The sequence below is a fragment of the Aquirufa sp. A-Brett2-15D genome (assembly GCF_054558735.1).
The window spans coordinates 151,381-170,380 of record NZ_JBSKFT010000004.1 but is presented as its reverse complement, the minus strand read 5'-3'; the positions used below and the strand labels follow the sequence as shown (position 1 = coordinate 170,380).

20 protein-coding genes and 1 tRNA gene are annotated in these 19,000 nt (G+C 41.2%); 12 read left to right on the top strand and 9 right to left on the bottom strand.

Annotated elements, in window-relative coordinates; all coding sequences use genetic code 11:
- Positions 1-20 precede the first annotated feature (20 nt).
- Positions 21-998, top strand: coding sequence for a signal recognition particle-docking protein FtsY (gene ftsY, locus ACST14_RS10780; protein WP_459463432.1), 978 nt, complete (start codon positions 21-23; stop codon positions 996-998).
- Here the strand turns inward: ftsY and ACST14_RS10775 are convergent, their stop codons facing one another.
- Complete coding sequence (locus ACST14_RS10775) at positions 999-2,669, bottom strand: glutamine--tRNA ligase/YqeY domain fusion protein (RefSeq protein ID WP_459463430.1); 1,671 nt, start codon at positions 2,667-2,669, stop codon at positions 999-1,001. It lies immediately after the preceding gene.
- A 106-nt stretch (positions 2,670-2,775) separates the two neighbouring features.
- Between ACST14_RS10775 and ACST14_RS10770 the strand changes: the two genes are divergently transcribed.
- A complete protein-coding gene (locus ACST14_RS10770) occupies positions 2,776-3,813 on the top strand; it encodes a WD40/YVTN/BNR-like repeat-containing protein (RefSeq protein WP_459463428.1) in 1,038 nt (345 codons plus the stop codon).
- On the opposite strand, the gene der is transcribed toward ACST14_RS10770, so the two are convergent.
- Both der and era read right to left on the bottom strand, forming a co-directional pair.
- Positions 3,793-5,115: a ribosome biogenesis GTPase Der gene (gene der / locus ACST14_RS10765; RefSeq protein WP_459463426.1), complete on the bottom strand. Its 1,323-nt coding sequence runs from the start codon at positions 5,113-5,115 to the stop codon at positions 3,793-3,795. The two genes, ACST14_RS10770 and der, sit on opposite strands and share 21 nt — an antisense overlap.
- 11 nt (positions 5,116-5,126) lie before the next feature.
- Complete coding sequence (gene era / locus ACST14_RS10760; RefSeq protein ID WP_459463424.1) at positions 5,127-6,029, bottom strand: GTPase Era; 903 nt, start codon at positions 6,027-6,029, stop codon at positions 5,127-5,129.
- A gap of 106 nt (positions 6,030-6,135) precedes the next feature.
- On the opposite strand from era, the gene ACST14_RS10755 reads away from it, so the two are divergent.
- Both ACST14_RS10755 and ACST14_RS10750 read left to right on the top strand, forming a co-directional pair.
- A tRNA-Met gene (locus ACST14_RS10755) sits at positions 6,136-6,208 on the top strand.
- A 150-nt stretch (positions 6,209-6,358) separates the two neighbouring features.
- Positions 6,359-6,673: a LytR/AlgR family response regulator transcription factor gene (locus ACST14_RS10750; protein ID WP_459463422.1), complete on the top strand. Its 315-nt coding sequence runs from the start codon at positions 6,359-6,361 to the stop codon at positions 6,671-6,673.
- A gap of 66 nt (positions 6,674-6,739) precedes the next feature.
- Here the strand turns inward: ACST14_RS10750 and ACST14_RS10745 are convergent, their stop codons facing one another.
- The 5 genes from ACST14_RS10745 to atpD all read right to left on the bottom strand — a co-directional run bounded on the left by ACST14_RS10745 (position 6,740) and on the right by atpD (position 10,611).
- A complete protein-coding gene (locus ACST14_RS10745) occupies positions 6,740-7,639 on the bottom strand; it encodes an OmpA/MotB family protein (RefSeq protein WP_459463420.1) in 900 nt (299 codons plus the stop codon).
- A gap of 74 nt (positions 7,640-7,713) precedes the next feature.
- Entirely contained in the window at positions 7,714-8,160 is a 447-nt protein-coding gene (locus tag ACST14_RS10740; RefSeq protein ID WP_459463418.1) for a MarR family winged helix-turn-helix transcriptional regulator, read from the bottom strand.
- Between the two features lie 113 nt (positions 8,161-8,273).
- On the bottom strand, positions 8,274-8,846 hold the full coding sequence (locus tag ACST14_RS10735; RefSeq protein ID WP_459463416.1) for a hypothetical protein: 573 nt from the start codon (positions 8,844-8,846) through the stop codon (positions 8,274-8,276).
- An 8-nt stretch (positions 8,847-8,854) separates the two neighbouring features.
- Positions 8,855-9,085: a FoF1 ATP synthase subunit delta/epsilon gene (locus ACST14_RS10730; RefSeq protein ID WP_459463414.1), complete on the bottom strand. Its 231-nt coding sequence runs from the start codon at positions 9,083-9,085 to the stop codon at positions 8,855-8,857.
- 8 nt (positions 9,086-9,093) lie between these two features.
- The gene (gene atpD / locus ACST14_RS10725) at positions 9,094-10,611 is read right to left on the bottom strand and encodes a F0F1 ATP synthase subunit beta (RefSeq protein ID WP_459463412.1); all 1,518 of its coding nucleotides are present in this window, start codon (positions 10,609-10,611) and stop codon (positions 9,094-9,096) included.
- A 206-nt stretch (positions 10,612-10,817) separates the two neighbouring features.
- Between atpD and ACST14_RS10720 the strand changes: the two genes are divergently transcribed.
- The 8 genes from ACST14_RS10720 to ACST14_RS10685 all read left to right on the top strand — a co-directional run bounded on the left by ACST14_RS10720 (position 10,818) and on the right by ACST14_RS10685 (position 17,704).
- Positions 10,818-12,923 (top strand): hypothetical protein, encoded by a 2,106-nt coding sequence (locus ACST14_RS10720; RefSeq protein ID WP_459463410.1) that lies wholly within the window; start codon positions 10,818-10,820, stop codon positions 12,921-12,923.
- Between the two features lie 105 nt (positions 12,924-13,028).
- Positions 13,029-13,334 (top strand): 30S ribosomal protein S10, encoded by a 306-nt coding sequence (gene rpsJ / locus ACST14_RS10715; protein WP_130895342.1) that lies wholly within the window; start codon positions 13,029-13,031, stop codon positions 13,332-13,334.
- Between the two features lie 107 nt (positions 13,335-13,441).
- Complete coding sequence (gene rpmH, locus ACST14_RS10710) at positions 13,442-13,597, top strand: 50S ribosomal protein L34 (RefSeq protein ID WP_459463408.1); 156 nt, start codon at positions 13,442-13,444, stop codon at positions 13,595-13,597.
- 62 nt (positions 13,598-13,659) lie between these two features.
- Positions 13,660-14,064 (top strand): ribonuclease P protein component, encoded by a 405-nt coding sequence (locus ACST14_RS10705; protein ID WP_459463406.1) that lies wholly within the window; start codon positions 13,660-13,662, stop codon positions 14,062-14,064.
- The gene (locus tag ACST14_RS10700; protein ID WP_459463404.1) at positions 14,048-15,625 is read left to right on the top strand and encodes a S41 family peptidase; all 1,578 of its coding nucleotides are present in this window, start codon (positions 14,048-14,050) and stop codon (positions 15,623-15,625) included. The genes ACST14_RS10705 and ACST14_RS10700 overlap by 17 nt, the downstream gene beginning before the upstream one ends.
- Complete coding sequence (tsaB, locus tag ACST14_RS10695; protein WP_459463402.1) at positions 15,622-16,296, top strand: tRNA (adenosine(37)-N6)-threonylcarbamoyltransferase complex dimerization subunit type 1 TsaB; 675 nt, start codon at positions 15,622-15,624, stop codon at positions 16,294-16,296. Before ACST14_RS10700 ends, tsaB begins: the two co-directional genes overlap by 4 nt.
- A 1-nt stretch (position 16,297) precedes the next feature.
- Positions 16,298-16,804, top strand: coding sequence for a DUF2480 family protein (locus tag ACST14_RS10690; protein ID WP_459463401.1), 507 nt, complete (start codon positions 16,298-16,300; stop codon positions 16,802-16,804).
- A gap of 12 nt (positions 16,805-16,816) precedes the next feature.
- On the top strand, positions 16,817-17,704 hold the full coding sequence (locus ACST14_RS10685; protein ID WP_459463399.1) for a fructosamine kinase family protein: 888 nt from the start codon (positions 16,817-16,819) through the stop codon (positions 17,702-17,704).
- On the opposite strand, the gene ACST14_RS10680 is transcribed toward ACST14_RS10685, so the two are convergent.
- Positions 17,679-18,914, bottom strand: a complete 1,236-nt coding sequence (locus tag ACST14_RS10680) for a 4-hydroxy-3-methylbut-2-enyl diphosphate reductase (protein ID WP_459463397.1) — start codon at positions 18,912-18,914, stop codon at positions 17,679-17,681. The two genes, ACST14_RS10685 and ACST14_RS10680, sit on opposite strands and share 26 nt — an antisense overlap.
- Positions 18,915-19,000 lie beyond the last annotated feature (86 nt).

Genomic DNA, 19,000 nt, shown 5'->3' with positions numbered 1-19,000 from the left:
ATCGTTTTATAACCTATACCATGGGATTATTCGATTTTTTAAAAAAGAAGCCAGAACCGCAGAAGCAAGAAGAAATTCAAGCTTTGGAGCAAGGTTTAGAGAAGACCTCCACCGGTTTATTCTCTAAAATCGGACGTGCTGTTGTCGGAAAATCGAAAGTAGACGAAGATGTACTCGATGAATTAGAGGAAATTTTATTGACCTCAGACGTAGGAGTAGCTACTACTTTAAAGATTATCGAGCGCATCGAGCGACGCGTGGAGCGTGATAAATACGTTTCTACAGAAGAATTAGACAAGGTATTAAGAGAAGAAGTTGCCGCCTTATTAGAGGAAAATCAATCGTCCTCTTTAGAAAATGCTTTTACTGAGCCCGCACAAAAACCCTACGTGATCATGGTCGTGGGCGTGAATGGAGTGGGCAAGACGACTACCATTGGTAAATTAGCGTCCCAATTTCATCAAAACGGGTTAAAAGTCGTTTTAGGTGCGGCTGATACATTCCGTGCAGCGGCAGTAGATCAATTAAAATTATGGGGAGAGCGCGTGGGGGTTCCGGTGATCGACCATGGCATGAATACCGATCCAGCGGCGGTCGCTTTTGATGCCGTTAAACAAGCCGTTGAAATGAATGCTGATATCGTCATCATCGATACGGCAGGGCGTTTGCATACTAAAGTAAACTTGATGACCGAGCTGGGTAAAATTAAGCGGGTGATTCAAAAATTTATTCCAGAGGCACCACATGAGGTGATGCTGGTTTTAGACGGTTCTACAGGCCAAAACGCCTTCATACAAGCACAAGAGTTCACTAAAGTAACCGAAATTACCTCCTTAGCCATTACGAAGCTAGATGGCACAGCAAAAGGGGGCGTAGTGATTGGAATTTCAGATCAGTTCAAGATCCCTGTCAAATACATTGGAGTGGGAGAAAAAATCTCTGATCTCCAAGTATTCAACAAAACCACTTTCGTGGATTCGCTTTTTGCGAAAAAATAATTATTTAACTTTTTCTTTCGCCCAAGTGTCTTTCAAAGTCACCGTACGATTAAATACCAGCTTTTCTGCTGTCGAATCTGAATCCAGACTATAATATCCTTTACGGATAAATTGCAAAGAATGACCTACCTCGGCAGATTTCAAACCTGGCTCTACGAATACCTTTGGAATTATTTGCAAAGATTCTGGGTTGATGAATTTCATGAAATCGTCCCCTAATTCTGAGGCATCTTCCACGATAAGCAAACGATCAAAGTTTCGCACCTCAGCTTCTATGGCATGAGCCACAGACACCCAGTGAATCGTTCCTTTCACTGAAACACCACTCGTATCTTGTCCAGACTTGCTTTCCGGAATATATTCCGCCTGCACTTCTATCACATTACCTGCCGCATCCATTTTGAAATCAGTACACGTCACGATGTAGGCTCCTTTCAAACGAACTTGCAAACCTACGCCTAAGCGGAAGAATTTCTTAGGAGGATCGATCATGAAGTCATCACGTTCGATATATAATTCGTTCGAGAAAGGAACGGAACGCTTTGTGATTACTTCGGCTTCTGGATTATTTTCAATGAGTAAATCCTCTGTTTTATCTGCAGGATAATTCGTAATCACTAATTTAATCGGATCCAAAACCGCCATCACGCGATCAGCAGATTTATTCAAGTCTTCCCGAATACAGAATTCTAGTAAGCTTAAATCAATCAAATTATCGCGTTTCGCCACACCGATACGCTCACAGAAATTACGAATGGATGCGGGAGTAAAACCGCGTCTGCGCAAACCTGAAATGGTAGGCATGCGGGGATCGTCCCAGCCATTCACGACTTTTTCGTTCACTAATTGCAATAATTTACGCTTACTCATCACTGTATGGGACAAGTTCAAACGGGCGAATTCATATTGATGGGAAGGAAAAATTCCTAATTTATCTAAGAACCAATCGTATAATGGACGGTGAACGTCGAATTCCAAGGTACAGATGGAATGGGTAATTTCTTCGATGGAATCACTTTGGCCATGAGCGAAATCGTACATCGGATAGATGCACCATTTATCTCCTGAACGGTGGTGTTTCACGTGGCGAATACGGTACATTAAGGGATCTCGCAGGTGCATGTTTGCATGAGCCATGTCTATTTTCGCACGTAAAACTTTTTCTCCGTCCGCATATTTACCTGCCCGCATCTCTCGGAATAAGGTCAAATTTTCCTCTACGCTACGGTTTCTAAATGGACTATGCGTTCCGGGTGTGGTAGGAGTTCCTTTTTGAGCAGCAATTTCCACGGCAGAAGAATCATCTACATACGCGAATGAAAGTGAAATTAATTTCTCTGCGAATAAATACAGCTCCTGGAAATAATCGGAGGTATATAATTCATTCGCCCAAGTAAACCCTAACCAGGAAACATCTTTCTTAATCGACTCCACATACTCCGTTTCCTCCGTCACCGGATTCGTATCATCAAAACGTAAATTAGTCCCCCCTCCGAAACGCTGCGCTAACCCAAAGTTCAAGCAAATACTTTTTGCATGTCCAATGTGCAGGTAGCCATTCGGCTCAGGCGGAAAACGAGTCAAAATACCTTGTGGGTATTTCCCAGACGCGATATCCTCCTGAACGATTTCTTCTAAGAAATTAAGGGATTTGGGTTTTAATTCTTCCATGTATACTTTTCGTGTTCCTTTTCGTGTCGACGAATAAATTTTAAGCTATAAGGTTCAAAAATAATCATTATTTGCCAAAATCCGTAATTTGCAGCACTATATCGATATGAGAAAAAACACCTTATTACTCGCACTACTTTTTTGGGGAGTTTTCCAAAGCTTAGCGCAATGGACTCCTCTTACACTGGATACGAAAGCCTCTTTTCGAGCGATTAGATCTCAAGGGAAGCATATCTGGATCGGAGGAACGCGAGGTACCGTCATTCATTCGCCAGATGGCGGAGAACATTTTACTGTTTCCACCGTACCTGGAGCCGATTCTTTAGACTTTCGTGACCTAGCCATCTTAGATGAAAATACTGTTTTGCTAATGAGCGCAGGTCCTGCAGAGAATGGAGCAGCGAGAATTTACCGCACGGATAATGGCGGATTAAGCTGGGAATTAGCCTTTCAAATCAAAGAGAAGGGCTATTTCTTTGATGCTATTAGTTGGGATGGTAAGCAAGGATTAGTTTTATCCGATCCGGCGGGGCCTTTTTACGGTTTAATTCGCATTAGCGAAAAAGGCAAAGCGTTTCAGTTACTAAATCCTATAAGTCATCCAGAATTACAAAAAGGAGAAGCCGCTTTCGCTGCGAGTGGATCAAGTTTGCAGAAAACAAAGGAAGGTTATTATATCGTCACCGGAGGTGGCGAAAAAGCTAGGGTACTTTTAAGTGAAGATGCACTAAATTGGAAAAGTATATACGCTGAAATTCAAGGCGGCGAAGGAACGGGGTTTTTCAGCCTAGGCGTTCGTAATGCCAGAAACCTATGGATCGCCGGGGGTAACTATTCGCGCATTAAAGAGGGGCCTGTGCCGGTAGTAGAAAGCAAGGATGCTGGTGCATCGTGGTCGCCTGTAGCGGGAGCACCAGCTTATTATGTGGAGAAAATTTTATGGGCAGATCCATATTGGATTCTATCTGGGCCGGCAGAAAGTTCGGCTTTTGACCCAAAAAAGAAGCAATGGATTAGCTTAGGAAAAAGCCCTTACCATAACCTATGTCGCGTAGGGGATCGCATCTATGGTGTAGGTGGAAGAGGCCAAATCGGTTTCATCAGCCTCTCCCAAATACAGCAACTATTTCTTTCTAAAGAATAACGAAATAGGCGTTCCTGATAAATCAAAGGCTTTACGCATCTGATTCTCTAGGTAACGCTCGTAACTTTCCTTGATGTACTGCGGTAAATTGCAGAAGAAAATGAAGGTCGGATACGGGGTCGAAACCTGCGTACAATATTTAATCTTAATGTATTTTCCTTTCCAAGCTGGTGGCGGATAACTCGCGATCACCTCCAGCATTACATCGTTTAATTTCGATGTAGAAATCTTTTGGGAACGGTTGCCATACACAGTTAACATTAATTCCAAAGCTTGGAAGATACGCTTCTTCTCCATCACCGATGTAAAGATGACCGGCATGTAATTCAAAGGAGCAATACGTTCTTTAATCGATTTCTCTAATTGAACGGCGGTATTCGTGTCTTTCGCCACTAAATCCCACTTATTAATCATTAAAACGATCCCTTTTTTGGCTTTATCCGCCATGCTGATAATGTTCATATCCTGCGCCTCTAAACCGGTCAATGGATCGATCGTAGTGGCATCAATAAGGATAATCGCCACATCGCATTCCTCTAAAGCCTTCATTGAACGCAATACCGAGTAATACTCGATGTTATCGTCTACTCTTGCTTTTCGGCGAATACCTGCCGTATCTGTAATAATGAAATCCTTCCCATACATCGTATAGTGATTGTGAATCGCATCTCTTGTCGTTCCCGCCTCATCTGTCACGATGGAGCGATCTTTTCCTAAAATGGCATTCAAGAAGGATGATTTTCCTACGTTCGGACGACCTAAAATCGCTACTCGAGGAATACCTAATTCTGGATTTTCAATTCCTTCCTCTTTAAAATGAGAAACCATCATATCGAGCATTTCACCCGTGCCACTACCACTTTCGGCTGCGATCGCAAATGGATCGCCTAAGCCTAATTCATAGAATTCTGCGGCAGCATACCCCTTTTCGTAGGTATCAGCCTTGTTCGCGATCAAAATCACGGGCTTACTCGAGCGACGTAAAACGTTCGCAAAATCCTTATCTAAATCCGTTAAACCGGTAGAGCAATCTACTACAAACAATAAAACCGCCGCTTCTTCAATGGCTAATTCTACCTGCTCACGTATGGCTCCTTCAAATTTATCGTCTGAACCATGCACGTAACCTCCCGTGTCAATCACGGTAAAGAAACGTCCAATCCATTGACCGTAACCATAATGGCGGTCGCGCGTCACCCCGGACACATTGTCCATGATAGCTTTCTTTTGTTCAATCAAGCGATTGAACAAAGTAGATTTCCCTACATTGGGACGCCCCACAATTGCAATAATATTTGACATTCTATGTTAAATTAATCGAGCGAATACCCGAATGAACGCAGCTTGTCTGTCTTCGCACGCCAATCTGGCTCCACTTTGACAAACTGCTCTAAAAATACTTTTTTACCAAAAAACTTCTCTAAATCCTCCCTTGCCTGGATACCCACCTTCTTGATATTTTCTCCTTTATGTCCAATGATAATCGCACGCTGCGACACCCGTTCCACATAAATTTCCGTAGCAATACGTAAAATAGTCGGCTCTTCCTTAAAGGATGTCACCACTACCTCACAAGAATAAGGAATCTCCTTTTTATAATTCAAGAAAATCTTTTCTCTAACAATCTCAGAGGCAAAGAATTTTTCAGGTTTATCCGTCAGTTCGTCCTTATCAAAAAAGGGAGGATGAACTGGCAAATGCTCCATGAGATGACTAAAGATTTGGTCCAAATGAACCGATTCTAAAGCCGAAATAGGAATAATCGGACGACCTGGGAAAATCCCCTGCCAATACGCGACCTTCTCCTCGAGTTTCTCCATGGTCACTAAATCAATCTTGTTTAATAAAACAAGAATAGGAGTTTCTGTAAAATCTTTCCAATTGGTCAAAAAATCCAAATCTTCAAATTCGTCAAAAACATCCGTCACATACAACACTACATCCGCATCCTCTATAGAGCTTTTTACGAAAGACATCATGGACTTATGCAATTCGTATTTAGGTAATAAAACCCCAGGCGTATCTGAGTAAACGATCTGGTATTCAGTACCCTTGTGTTCTCCATTTAACATCCCCAAAATCCGGTGACGTGTAGTCTGCGCCTTCGAGCTCACAATCGAAAGCCTCTCCCCCACTAAAGCATTCATCAGCGTGCTCTTTCCTACATTGGGTTTCCCAATAATACTGATAAAGCCTGCCTTGTGTTCCGGGGTCATAGAAATGTATGTAAAAACTGCCTAAATTGAGATAGGCAAGAATAATATCTACAAAGATACTTGTTTTTTCTGAAAGAAACGTGCATCTTTGCACTCCCAATTATATCGCGGGGTGGAGCAGTTGGTAGCTCGTTGGGCTCATAACCCAAAGGTCGTCAGTTCGAGTCTGGCCCCCGCTACATTGAAAAGAGGTCTTGAAAAAGACCTCTTTTTTTATACCCAAAATTTAAAGTCCAAGGCGACCGCTAAATAAATACATTGACCGCTTAATAATTCTTTTAACCAAGATGTTCTCAAATAGCTTAGGTTTGTTTGAAACTAGCCAAAGAATGAGAAAAACCTTGAAAATCCCCGGAATTGATCAATGCCCAGTAGAAGACATTGTTAGCATTGAAGGAAAAGGTAATTATACCACCATCTTTTTAAAGAATGGCCAAACCATTCTGATGGCAAAAACTCTCAAGAAATTCGAATCTCAATTACGCTTAGGCACTTTCCTTCGCATCCACAAGTCCTATTTAGTCAACAAGCTAAATGTGACAGGTCATGACTTAATCGAGACGAAGACGGTCAAAACAATTTTAAATCAATCGCTTCCTGTATCTCGTAGAAAACTAGATCTGGTTAGAGGGCAATTATCATAAAAGCATAATAACATAAAAAAAAGGCCTCGATTTTCATCGAGGCCTTTTTCATTTATAATCTAAAACTTAGTTCCCTTGAGGAGACATTAAGCTAAAGAATTGATCTAATTTAGGCGTTACGATAATCTCCGTACGGCGATTCTCTTTACGTCCTTTAGCTGTTTTATTAGCTGATGCTGGCTCAAACTCTCCGCGTCCACCCGCTGTTAAGCGCTCTGGATCCACATCAAATTTCGTTTGTAATACACGTACCACAGATGTCGCACGCTTAGCCGATAAATCCCAGTTATCTTGGATACAATCTGTAGAGATAGGCTGAGAATCTGTATGTCCTTCTACTAATACGTCTAACTCTTTGTGGTCATTCAATACTTTCGCCACCTTCGCTAAAACAGCTATTGCTTTCGCATTTACCACTGCGCTACCTGAAGCAAACATTAAGTTATCAGAGATGGAGATATAAACTACCCCTTTCTTCACTTCTACGGTTACATCTTCATCATTCACATCCGCTAAAGAACGCTTCAAATTCATCACTAAGGATAAATTCATTGAATCTTTACGTTGAATAGAGGAGTTCAAATCTTTAATGTACTTTCCTTGCTCATTTAAGGCATCTAAAGATTTACGGATACTTTCTGCACCTGATTTATTGATCACAGAAAGATCAGATAAACGATCTAATAAGTTGGTATTTGTCTTTTTAAAGTAATCCAATTGCTCCTGTAAAGTTTTCAATTGGCCATTTTTTGTTTCTAAATCAGAATCTCTCTTCTTTAATTCCCCTTGAAGGCTAGCTGTTAAAGATTGACAATCAGATAAGTCTGCTTTTGATTTAGATAAAGCTGAACTACTAGATGCTTGCAATTCAGTTAATTGTGATTCCAAATCCGCTAATTTCTTCTTTCCTACGCAAGAGGTGAATAAGAAAGGCAAGATTGCGAATACCAAAATTAATTTTTTCATAACGCTGTTGTGTTTATTTATCTGACAAAAATAAGGATCTACTTTAATATATGTATCCCGAAATGCAATTTTTTCTAGATAGTTTTTAATATTTCTCCGGCATCCACCTCCATTACTTGATTTACCGATGCCATCACTTCGAAAAAAGTCTTCATTTTTTCTGGCTCTACTCGATCATAAATCAACTTATTAAAAGCAATTACACCCTTTTTAGCCTGATCCCGTTTCTTCTTTCCTATCTCGGTTAGAAAAATCTTAACCACCCGCTTGTCTTCATAATTAGCCGAACGCTCGATCCACTTCTTATCCTCTAGGGTTTTCAGCATACGGGTCAAAGAACGCGCTTCTAATCCCAAGGCTGGAGCGATTTTAGTAGCGGGGGTACCATTTTTATCTATGTGCAACAACACATAGCCTATTGCCATGGTCATATCAAACTGTGCAGCATACGTGTTATACATGCGACTGATGGCGTACCATCCCGTCTTAATATGGAAATCAATCGTATCTTCTGCTTTCATGTGTATCCTATTTGTATGCAAAGTTTGTATGCATACATACCTTTGGGCAAAAATGGACTAAAAAAAAATAGGATGCAAGCATCCTATTTCCAAATTCCTATAAAAGCAATCGATTATTGTACTCGATTACCCTTCATTCTTTTCGAATCTACTTTCAATCCATTCAATGAAGATTTCATAATCATCAAACGAACACGCGGCGTTTTCGTTACTGACTTAGTTAAGCCCTCATATTTTTCGTTATAAACCAAGTACTTATTACCTTCGAAATTCAATCGAGAAATGGTTGAGTTACCTGTTTCATCCACTAATTGATAGAAATATTCTCCGCGCTCGCCTAAAACAGGTGCAAAGATTAGGCTATTTGAATCTTTAGCGGGGTTATCAAAGGAAACATACAATTTATCTCCCTCTTGTTTTAATAGAGCCCCTGGAGTTTGTTTCTCCAAGCTAACGCGATTTATCGACTTGCCGTTTTTAAAGACTAAGGCTCCTGCTTTCACATTCGCATCCGACGAGTTCATCTCTCTTTCTAAAATCAAACCATTATCATTATAAAACTGAATCTTCTGCAACGGAATGTTACTTTCCTTTACGGTCGCTAAAATTGATCCTGTTAAAAAGGCCTTTTCTGAGCATGAGCTGAATAAGACCGTTGCAAATAATAAAATGGCAAGTTTTTTCATGAGAATGTTTAGTTAACGCCTTCGGCTAAAACAAGTACTCGATTATTCAAAACTTCAACAACTCCTCCTTCGATTTGAAAGACCGTTTTATCTGCTGATAATTCTCCTTTTGCTAAAGTAGAAACAATCGCTGCGTGGTCATTTAAAATTTGGAAAGAACCATTAACGCCAGGCAAAGTCACAACAGATGCTTCTGCTGAAAATACTTTACGATCCGGTGTAATAATTTCTACAAACATAATTTTCTTTATTTAGCAGCTTCAGCTAATAATTTTTCTCCTTTTACTACCGCATCCTCAATGGTTCCCACTAAGTTGAAAGCAGCTTCTGGCAAATTGTCATAACCTCCGTCGATGATTCCGTTGAAACCTTTGATCGTATCGTTAATGTCAACAAGAACGCCTTTTAAGCCGGTAAATTGTTCTGCCACGAAGAAAGGTTGTGACAAGAAACGTTGCACACGGCGAGCGCGAGAAACGACTAATTTATCTTCTTCCGATAATTCATCCAAACCTAAGATCGCGATGATATCTTGTAATTCCTTGTAACGTTGTAAAATTTCTTTCACACGTTGAGCTGTATTGTAGTGAGAATCACCTAAAACTTCAGCAGATAAAATACGGGATGAAGAATCTAATGGATCCACCGCAGGGTAAATACCTAATTCTGCAATCTTACGTGATAATACCGTTGTTGCATCTAAGTGAGCAAACGTGGTTGCTGGAGCTGGATCCGTTAAGTCATCGGCAGGTACGTAAACCGCTTGTACCGATGTAATCGAACCACGCTTCGTCGAAGTGATACGCTCTTGCATCGCACCCATCTCTGTTGCTAAGGTTGGTTGGTAACCTACCGCAGATGGCATACGACCTAAAAGGGCAGATACCTCAGAACCCGCTTGTGTAAAACGGAAGATGTTATCGATAAAGAATAAGATGTCACGACCTTGACCTTCGCCATCTCCATCACGGAAATATTCCGCTACGGTTAATCCTGACAAAGCTACACGCGCACGTGCTCCAGGAGGCTCGTTCATTTGACCGAATACTAAGGTTGCTTGAGACTTCGCTAATTCTGTTTGATCTACTTTCGAAAGATCCCACTCACCAGCTTCCATCGCATGCTTAAATTCCTCGCCATACTTAATAACGCCTGACTCGATCATCTCACGCAATAAGTCGTTACCCTCACGAGTACGCTCACCTACACCTGCGAATACCGAAAGACCTTCGTATGCTTTGGCAATATTATTAATCAACTCCATGATCAATACAGTTTTACCTACACCGGCACCACCGAACAAACCAATTTTACCTCCTTTAACATAAGGAGCTAATAAGTCAATCACTTTAATTCCTGTGAATAAAACTTCTGTTGTTGTAGCTAATTCATCAAATTTAGGAGCAGCACGGTGAATCGGCAATCCTTTTTCTGATTTAGGCTGAGAGATACCATCGATGGCATCCCCTACAACGTTAAACAAACGCCCTTTAATTCCTTCGCCAGTCGGCATCGTCATCGGAGTTCCCTTATCGATTACCTCTTGTCCGCGTTGAAGACCTTCCGTTCCTTCCATCGCAATTGTTCTTACACGATCCTCCCCTAAGTGTTGTTGCACCTCAAGGACAAGCGTTTGACCATTTGATTTCGTTACTGAAAGAGCATTCAAGATTGCTGGTAAATGTGATCCTTCACCTTCGAAGCTCACATCGACAACGGGTCCAATTACTTGCGTAACTTTTCCTTTATTAACTGCGTTTGCCATTTGAATTTTAATTTGTTAGCTAAAAAACTACGTATTTATTTTGTTCTCGAATGCCTATTACATTCGGACTGCAAAATTAGCCTCTAAATTCGAATTTACCAAAACTGAAATTAGTATTTTTCAACTATTTTTTGCCAAAATCAGGTAATTTCTTTGAATGAATCGTAGTTTGTATGAAATTTAAAGATTCGTTTTTTTACCAAAACATGAGTTTAACTCGCACCCTCTTTTCGAAAAGCATTTATTATGCTAGTTTAACCCTGCTTTTAGTGGCAATCGCGCTTTGGATTCAGGGAGGAACGGAACTTTTTCATTGGGTAGACGTCTCAGAAATGATGCCCTATCAAAAAGTAGTGGACATCCAGGCCGGCCAAAAATTACATAGCACCGTTTATTTTATTCGTCAGAACTTTCATATCCAAGCAGCATCGTTAGATGCAACGCCAGAAATCATCGGATTTATTTTCGCTGTCATCGGAGTTTTAGTTTTGTTATTTTCCTTTTTACCCGTTTGGCAGGCTCTAGTAGGAGTCATATTGTGGATAGGAATCGTCAGTTTTACTCTTTCTGATGCGTCATTTTCCGCTTTATCTCAGATCGTAAGTGGGCAGGTATTTAGTCTGAGTCTCTTAGCAATAGCCGGATTATCTGTTTTAAGTTCAGCTAGTATCCCTACGTTTTTAATGGGGCTTGCACAAGGGCGCGATAGAGCAATATCTAAGAAGAACCGAACTATTTTAGGTTTGGTTTGGGGAATAAACCTGTTATTGACTTTGGGGAATCTACGCTTTGATTTAGGTTTTAGAACTGCGATTCCCGCATTTATATGGGTCATTTTAGGACTTGGCTTATATGTTTACCAAAACAGAGACAATAAGACCCTTCTTGGTTTAAGCTTACTTTCTGTATCGGCCTTACTTCCGCTGCTCTGGCATAGTAATACGCCTGGTATTCAAGCTTTAGAAAACTGGAATATGTTCAATCAGGTGATCATGGCATTGCTGTTCCCCTTGTTTATTATTCGAAATTTTGGCCCACTGATGGTCCAAAATCTTCCCGTACACAAGGTCATTCATAAGGCTGCGTTGCTCCCGCTGCATTTAATTCAAATTGGCGTACTCCTACTCAGTATGGGGGTTGTTTTTGCTTTTAATTCAAGTGCTTACCACCTGGGTATGGCTGCAAAGGAAAATTATGCGGGGGATGTTTCCGGCTTTTTGGGCGATAAACAAATGGCTGAAATCCATTACAAAAATGCCACCTTGCACAGTCGTATAAATACAAAAAGTAATCTGAGTCTCGCGGCTCTAGCGCAGCAGGCTGGGGATACGGAGACTTTCGCTTATTATGTGGCGGCAAGTCAAAGCACTAAGCAAGATCCTGCCCTTTCTGTGGCTTTAGCGAATGTTTTCGCCACGGAGAATCATCCCTTTGATGCCTTGTTTACTTTGCAGAAAAGCGATTTGAATGATCCGCGCATAGCGACACAACTCGCTTTGCAATACGAAAGACTCGCCTCCCCTGACTCTGCGGCCTATTTTTACGAACGCGCCCACACATTAGACCCGGAGAATCCACTATATGCCGCAAATAATCTTTATTCCGAGGTTGTTTATCTGAAACGCAAGCCAGCATTTACTGCCTCAGGGGATCTGGGCATTCAAGCTAATCTTTTAGCCGCTGGGATTCCCACCGCACCTATGCATCCTTCCTTTGTGCCCAAGGCTGATTTACGGGATTTGGTTTACTTATATAATGGTTTGGTCTTTTGGAAAGGAAAGGCACCTCAGTATGATTTACAGGCTTGGCAAAAAACGCATGCCGGTTTGTTCCCAGAACTAGCCCTTTTAAAATCCTGGCAAGCGTTTTACCACGCAAAACCTTTGTTTGCCTTGAATCAATTAAATTTGACCATCGCGGTAGACACTGCGCAAGGGCAGGCGCTGCCGGGAATTTTGGCCTTTTGGAAATATGCAACAGCGTATCCTGTGAAAACAGCACCGATTACGAGTGCTTCACAGGCTCGCAAATCGCTAGAAAAATACCCCTTCCAAGTAGCTGTCTTGCAGCAAGCACTCCCGCTTATTCCTGCCAAAACCGGATACGATGCAGCCTTGGCTGCCTTGCAATGGAACGAACAAAATCCTGCTTATTATCCGATCTATGCCCATCAAGCATTATTACTAGGTGAAATTTCGTACGCGGAAGACGCAATGGGGAAATTAAAAACGATAGACCCTGCGTTTTACAGATCGGTACTTGCGAGCTATTTGACTGATAAAGAACGCGCGCTCCAAAAAACAAATTTTTAACGCTTGTATAATTAATGGAGATTCTGTACTTTTGCAGTCCTTATTAATTTAAGTAGCGGAGTAAATGGTTCTTTCGCTGCTTAACCATTTAAAGAACCATCTTTTATGAATCAAAAAATTCGCATTAAACTGAAGTCATTTGACCACTCATTAGTAGACAAATCGGCTGAAAAAATCGTGAAAGCGGTAAAAGCTACAGGAGCAGTTGTTTCTGGCCCTATCCCTCTTCCAACGAAAATTGAAAAATTCACTGTTTTACGTTCACCACACGTTAACAAGAAAGCACGTGAGCAATTTCAATTATGTACTTACAAGCGTCTAATTGACATTTTCTCTTCATCTGCAAAAACAGTAGATGCGTTAATGAAATTAGAATTGCCATCAGGAGTAGACGTAGAAATCAAGGTTTAAGGACCAGTCAAGCGAGGGCTTAATCGCACCAAGCTTAACAAATAAATATGTTGTTTTACCTTTGCAGGCCATAAGCGCAAGTTTAAGCTGCTTTAATAAATAAAGAAATGAAAAGAACTTTTCAACCCTCTGTACGTAAGAGAAAAAACAAACACGGTTTCCGTGAGCGTATGTCTACAGCAAACGGTCGTCGCGTATTGACAAACCGTCGTGCTAAAGGACGTCACAAGTTATCTGTTTCAGACGAAAAAAGAGGCAAATAAGCCATAGATCTTAGAAAGGAAGATTTCTGGTTTGCTATTGTTGTACACTTAGTATTCCTGCTTTGAAATTTACATTTTCTAAATCAGAGCGTCTGACGCACATTAAAATTATAGATTCCTTATTTGAAAAGGATAGTCGAATCGTTGAAGAACGATTTGTCTATCCTTTTCGTGTTTTATACATCCAAGAGAATCCGTTTGAAAAGGATCCGGAGAATCCTCAGATTCTAATTTCTGTTCCGAAGCGCCGTTTTGCCAAAGCCGTGGACAGAAATACCTTAAAACGTCGCATCCGCGAAGCATATCGCTTAAACAAACCTCATTTTCAAGTCGAAGGAAAGGCGAAACTTCCGGATGTATTGGCTTTTGTCTATATTGGCTCTACAATTGAACCATCGGACAAAATCCATAAAAAAATGGTCGCCATCCTCGATAAATTCACCCAGCCGAATGAAACAGCTAGCTAAAATTTCCTTATTCCTGTTTTTAGGCTTGGGTTTGTGGGCATTTAATCGGGCTGACCAACTTTTTGATCTAGCTAAAAACCTGGACATCTATGCCAGCGTGATTAAAGAATTGAATCAATTCTATGTAGATCCGATCGATCCTAACAAGGCGGTGCAAAACTCCATTGACGGAATGCTGGACCAATTAGACCCTTATACGGTCTATTATCCGGAAGAGGATTTGGATGAATTCACTACGCTAACAACGGGGAAATACGAAGGAATCGGCATCCGGGCCTCTTGGGTAGACAAAGCCTATTATATCACCTTTGTGGACGAAAATAGCCCCGCCTTACAAGCTGGCTTACAGATAGGGGATCAATTAGTTTCCATTAATAGCAATCCAATCACGGAGGATTCCGATCCTAGTATCTTAATTAAGGGCCCCCGAGATAGTAAATTAATCGCCGAGATAAAACGAGGGGATGCACATCAAACATTAACTATTAACCGTTCTACCGTTCAAATCAAGAATGTAGGCTATGCTGGTATCATTCGACCAGGAATCGGCTATATCGAATTAGAAGAATTCAATCAATCCGCTACCAAAGAAATGAAAGCCTCCCTTGTTCAGCTGAAAAAGGAGGGGATGAAGAAATTGATTTTAGACTTGCGAAATAATCCGGGCGGTTTACTGACCCAGGCTGTCGACATTTGCAATCTATTTTTAGAGAAAGAAACAACCATAGTGAGCACGAAGGGCAAATTAAAGGAATGGAATGCGACCTACAAAGCTTTAAATCCGAGTTGGGATACTCAGCTGCCTTTGCTGGTTTTAATCAACCAAAATTCTGCCTCCGCGGCCGAGATTGTGGCGGGAGTTTTGCAGGATTATGATCGGGCGACAGTGGTGGGACAGCGGAGTTTTGGAAAAGGTCTTGTTCAAGTGACGCGCGATCTACCCTATCGTTCAAAAATCAAGATTACCACAGCAAAATACTATATCCCGAGTGGCCGTTGCATTCAAGCGATCGATTATTCTGATAAAAAAGATACTACTAAGCAAGAATTTAAAACGCGAAATGGCAGAAAGGTGAATGCTGGCGGGGGAATTGAGCCCGATGTTTTTGTGGGCAGACCACAGGCAAACAGTTTGACCCAGCAATTACTAAAGGAGAAAATCTTCTTTCAATATGCCCGTTTGTATAAATTAAAACATCCGCAAATCGCAGCGGCGGCTAGTTTTCATTTGAATGAGGGGGAATATGAAGAATTTGTGCAATGGGTAAAGGCTAGCAAGTTTAGCTTTCAAAGTCCTTTGGAAAAACAAATGCGCGAAGTCTTACAGGAAACACAGAAAGATTTGTTGTATGCGAATCTAAACAAAGAGCTAGACCGCCTAAAACCGGAATGGGATTCATCCATTGTGAAAGAGCTACAAGGCAATAAGAAGGTAATCGCTGCGCTATTAGAGCAAGAAATTGTACATCATTATTACCTGAAAAAAGGGATTAATGAATGGTCTTTTACACATGACCCTACCCTTTTAAAGGGAATTGACTTAATTACATCTACAAAATGAGCCTGATTCTTAGTTTAGAAACTTCGACACTAAATTGTTCCGTTGCCTTGCATGAAAAGGGGCAATTGATTAGCCATGAACTCGTCTCAGAGGAAGGTTCTCATTCGAAGGCTTTGACCCTACTAATCGAAAAAGTACTGCAAACTGCTGGGAAAAAACTAGCAGATTTAGCTGCTGTGGCTGTTTCCAATGGACCCGGTTCTTATACGGGATTACGTATCGGCTTAGCCACTGCGAAGGGAATTTGCTTTGCCTTAGACAAGCCTTTGATTTGCTTACCTACCCTTCAGATTTTAGCCTCCGTAGTTCAGGCACCGGAGGGATCACTCCTTTTGCCCTTGTTAGATGCCCGTAGAATGGAAGTTTATGCGGCCATTTACGATGCGCAATTAAGGGAGATTTTACCGCAGCAGGCTCATATTTTAGAGACTACTTCTTTTCAAGAATATACTTCATTGATTGCCTTCGGTAATGGGGCTGCGAAGTGGCAAGATTCCTGCGCGCATTCGTCCATTACTTTTTTAAAGGAGCCTTTATTACCTGATGCGATACATATGGGTGATTTAGCTTATGAAGCTTATGTGAACCAAAGATTCGAAAATCTCGTTACAAAAGAGCCCGACTATTTAAAAGAATATATGGGGACAAAACCGACATTAAAATCACTTTAACATGGCAGAGGAAATTATCAATAAGGTGAACCAAAGTGGGCTAACACAAATCGACCTAGAAGATTTACGCGTAGCTGGCGATCGGGTTTTTATCGATATTAAAGATCAATTATTTCAGGGGATTGCTTTGCGTGAAAAAGACTTTCGAGCCTTCATCACGGCACAAGATTGGTCTAGCTACCAAGATAAACATGTGGCCGTAGGATGCAGTGAAGAGGCTATTATTCCCACTTGGGCCTATATGTTACTAGGTGTTTCTTTGACTCCATTCGCGAAAACGTTGGTTTTTGGGAATTTACAGGACTTAGAAAAGGTTTTGTTTGAGCAGGCTCTTGCAAAAATTAATCCGTCGGATTTCCAAGATGCTAAAATCGTCATCAAAGGATGTTCGAAAGAATCAGTTCCTACCGAGGCTTATGTAAAAATCACGCAATTATTGCAGCCGGTGGCGAAGAGTTTGTTTTTTGGGGAACCTTGCTCCACGGTTCCGCTTTATAAAAGAAAATAGTAAATTTGAACTATGTCGACTGAAACGCAAGCACAATACCAGTTTATTGATAAAATTATCCAACATCATTTAGGCTCAACTACCGAAGTGAAGGATTTAGAATTTTTCTATGGGGGTAATTTTAATCTAGCGGTGCGCGTTAAATTGCAAAATGAGGAGGAGTATTTTATCAAATGGAACCAGGGCGATCACCAGGGCTTGTTTGAGGCTGAGGCTAAAAACTTGGATTTGATGGGAAAAACCTCCTCCATCTCTGTACCCAGCGTCATAGGCGCAGGTGCCATGGAAGAAAAAGAATACCTGATGATGGAATGTATTCCATCCGGTGAAAAGGAGGCAACCTATTGGAAAGATTTTGGTGAAAAAATAGCGCTTTTGCATAAAAACACGAGCCCCAAGGGACACGGACTTGATTATACGAACTACTTAGGTGCTGCAGCACAGATCAACACGTGGAATAAAGATGGGGTAGCCTTTTTTACAGAGAATCGACTACGAAAGCAACTCGAGCAAGCAGTGTATGATCGCAAAATCGATGCTGCTTTAGAAGCAAAATTTGAGTCACTGTTTGAAAAATTGCCCTCCCTGCTTCCGAACGAACCTTCTGCTTTGATTCATGGGGACCTTTGGTCTGGAAACGCGATGACGAATCCAGACGGTCTGATTACGCTGGTAGATCCGGCTTGTTATTACGGTTTAAGAGAGGCTGAAATTGCCTTTACGACGATGTTTGGAGGATTTGACGAGGCGTTCTATGAAGCTTATAACACGAATTTCCCTATTCAAAAAGGATTTCACGAACGAATTCCTCTCTATAATTTATATCCACTTTTAGTTCATGTGAACCTATTCGGGGAGGGTTATCTGCCAGCTGTTAAGAAGATTGTAGATACGTATTAACGACTTCGTCTATCTCTTTTGCCCCTGGGAAAAACGATACTAGTTTTCGCAAAATTTCCTCCATCACCGCATCTGGACAGGAAGCGCCGCAGGTCAATAAGACACGCACTTTATCTTTTTTAGGAATAAATGAATTCGTTATGCGCTCTTGCTTCGGCTCATTTTCAAAATGCTGAATTTCCTCTTTCGAAATAAACTTCTCCGCATTCTTAATGAAATAGGTAGGTAATTTCTCTACGCAAAGGTCCACTAAATGGGCTGTGTTAGATGAATTATAGCCTCCGGCCACAATCGCAAAATCAGCCTCCTCAGCTAATAAGCCATAGGTTGCGCTTTGATTATCGTTCGTAGCATAGCAAAGCGTATCACGCGTATCAGCAAAATAATCTTTAATGTTTTCTGGGGCAACCTGGAAGTGAAAGCGAATGATTTGGCGTAAATAATCGACTATTTCTTGCGTATCTGTCGCGAGCATGGTCGTCTGATTTACCACACCAATACGCTTCAAATCTTTCGTAGGATCAAAGCCTTCAGAATATTGCCCCGCAAATTCTGCATAAAATTCGTCTGCCGATTTTTCTTGTTTAATATACGCGGCTAAAGCAATCGTCTGCTTCATATCACGTACAATCAAAGTGGGGGTAACGGACTGAGAATGTGAAAAGGTAGCTTTCGTCTCTTCGTGACTAGGCTTTCCGTGCACAATCACTGTATAATCCTTTTTGCCAATGGCATCCGCTCGATTCCAAACCTTTTCCACAAAGGGACAAGTCGTATCGTAGGCATACGGGTCAATTCCCCGGGATTGCAAGATCGCTTGTATCTCTAAAGTAGTCCCGAAAGCCGGCACGATTACCACATCTTCTGCACTCAATTCTTCCCAGGCAACTAGTTGATCACCAGACGTATCTTGAATAAAGCGAACCCCGCGATCGAACAAATCTGCATTAACAGCAGGATTGTGAATCATTTCAGAAAGCAGAAAAATGCGGCGATCTGGGTTTTGATCAATAATTTGATAGGCTGTTTCAACTGCATTTTCCACCCCATAACAAAAACCAAAATGCCGAGAAAGTAACACCTCCACGGGACCAAAATCTAAGTGTGTAGGTGTAAAATCTTTCTTTAATTTATCTTGAACTCGCCTAGCCTCCTTCACTCGACCAATCAAGTTGCTCTTAAATAAGGAGGGTATAGAGAAGGATTTCATTTTTTTTAATATTCTTTTGTTCGTTATGAGAAGTGGTTGTGCAAGTGCTTGCATTATATAAACTGATTTTTTGGTTATTGGTTTCC

Excerpts from the sequence above, each read along its gene's own strand:
- ftsY (WP_459463432.1), top strand. The coding sequence starts at position 21 with ATGGGATTATTCGATTTTTTAAAAAAGAAGCCAGAACCGCAGAAGCAA.
- ACST14_RS10775 (WP_459463430.1), bottom strand. The coding sequence starts at position 2,669 with ATGGAAGAATTAAAACCCAAATCCCTTAATTTCTTAGAAGAAATCGTT.
- ACST14_RS10770 (WP_459463428.1), top strand. The coding sequence starts at position 2,776 with ATGAGAAAAAACACCTTATTACTCGCACTACTTTTTTGGGGAGTTTTC.
- der (WP_459463426.1), bottom strand. The coding sequence starts at position 5,115 with ATGTCAAATATTATTGCAATTGTGGGGCGTCCCAATGTAGGGAAATCT.
- era (WP_459463424.1), bottom strand. The coding sequence starts at position 6,029 with ATGACCCCGGAACACAAGGCAGGCTTTATCAGTATTATTGGGAAACCC.
- ACST14_RS10750 (WP_459463422.1), top strand. The coding sequence starts at position 6,359 with ATGAGAAAAACCTTGAAAATCCCCGGAATTGATCAATGCCCAGTAGAA.
- ACST14_RS10745 (WP_459463420.1), bottom strand. The coding sequence starts at position 7,639 with ATGAAAAAATTAATTTTGGTATTCGCAATCTTGCCTTTCTTATTCACC.
- ACST14_RS10740 (WP_459463418.1), bottom strand. The coding sequence starts at position 8,160 with ATGAAAGCAGAAGATACGATTGATTTCCATATTAAGACGGGATGGTAC.
- ACST14_RS10735 (WP_459463416.1), bottom strand. The coding sequence starts at position 8,846 with ATGAAAAAACTTGCCATTTTATTATTTGCAACGGTCTTATTCAGCTCA.
- ACST14_RS10730 (WP_459463414.1), bottom strand. The coding sequence starts at position 9,085 with ATGTTTGTAGAAATTATTACACCGGATCGTAAAGTATTTTCAGCAGAA.
- atpD (WP_459463412.1), bottom strand. The coding sequence starts at position 10,611 with ATGGCAAACGCAGTTAATAAAGGAAAAGTTACGCAAGTAATTGGACCC.
- ACST14_RS10720 (WP_459463410.1), top strand. The coding sequence starts at position 10,818 with ATGAGTTTAACTCGCACCCTCTTTTCGAAAAGCATTTATTATGCTAGT.
- rpsJ (WP_130895342.1), top strand. The coding sequence starts at position 13,029 with ATGAATCAAAAAATTCGCATTAAACTGAAGTCATTTGACCACTCATTA.
- rpmH (WP_459463408.1), top strand. The coding sequence starts at position 13,442 with ATGAAAAGAACTTTTCAACCCTCTGTACGTAAGAGAAAAAACAAACAC.
- ACST14_RS10700 (WP_459463404.1), top strand. The coding sequence starts at position 14,048 with ATGAAACAGCTAGCTAAAATTTCCTTATTCCTGTTTTTAGGCTTGGGT.
- tsaB (WP_459463402.1), top strand. The coding sequence starts at position 15,622 with ATGAGCCTGATTCTTAGTTTAGAAACTTCGACACTAAATTGTTCCGTT.
- ACST14_RS10690 (WP_459463401.1), top strand. The coding sequence starts at position 16,298 with ATGGCAGAGGAAATTATCAATAAGGTGAACCAAAGTGGGCTAACACAA.
- ACST14_RS10685 (WP_459463399.1), top strand. The coding sequence starts at position 16,817 with ATGTCGACTGAAACGCAAGCACAATACCAGTTTATTGATAAAATTATC.
- ACST14_RS10680 (WP_459463397.1), bottom strand. The coding sequence starts at position 18,914 with ATGAAATCCTTCTCTATACCCTCCTTATTTAAGAGCAACTTGATTGGT.